The organism is Neisseria dentiae (assembly GCF_024580525.1).
Classification (GTDB): Bacteria; Pseudomonadota; Gammaproteobacteria; order Burkholderiales; family Neisseriaceae; genus Neisseria; species Neisseria dentiae_A.
Genome location: NZ_JANIKQ010000064.1, coordinates 1 through 597 on the forward strand (window position 1 = coordinate 1; position 597 = coordinate 597).

General features: G+C 66.5%; 1 protein-coding gene. It reads right to left on the bottom strand.

Going from position 1 to position 597, the window contains the following annotated elements; all coding sequences use genetic code 11:
• The coding region (locus NQ012_RS12875; RefSeq protein ID WP_257067970.1) for a hemagglutinin repeat-containing protein at positions 1–597 on the bottom strand (597 nt) is incomplete at both ends.

Genomic DNA, 597 nt, shown 5'->3' on the forward strand with positions numbered 1-597 from the left:
CGTCGCCGGCAAACAGCCCGCTTTGGCGGGTGGTGCTGCGGTGGTCGGCTTCGATATTGCCGTATTCGGCGCTGCCTGAGGCGCTGAAGCCGTAGCCGGCGGTTACTTGGGCTTCGATGCGGTAGTTGTTGCCGTCGTATACGGCTGTGTCCTGCGGGCTGGCTATGCTGAGGCTGCGGCTTTCGAGGCCGATGCTGCTGCCCGCCACTTGGGCGCCGTGAATGGCGGTGTGGCCGCCGCTTCGGATTTCGGTGCGGCTTTGGCTGCTGCCGATTTGGCTGTGGCGGTGTTGTGTGCCCGCTCCCTCTCCTTTGCCTTTGCCGTAGTTGCCGCCGGCGGTTATGCCGAGGCTGAGGCCGCCGTCGAAGCTGAGGGCGACGCCGGCGTTGAAGCCGGCTTCGCGGCTGCGGCTGTGCTGCTGCTGTTGTTCGGCGGCGGTCTGCAGGGTGATGTTGCCTTCTGCTTTAAGGGCGGTGCCTTGTTGGCCGGCGATGTCGCTGCCGGTAACGGTGAGGGTGGATTGGCCTGCGCCGGCGGCGTTGAGGTAAACCTGCCCGCCTGCCTGTATGCTGCCGGGGGTGAGGTTGCTGCCGCTGC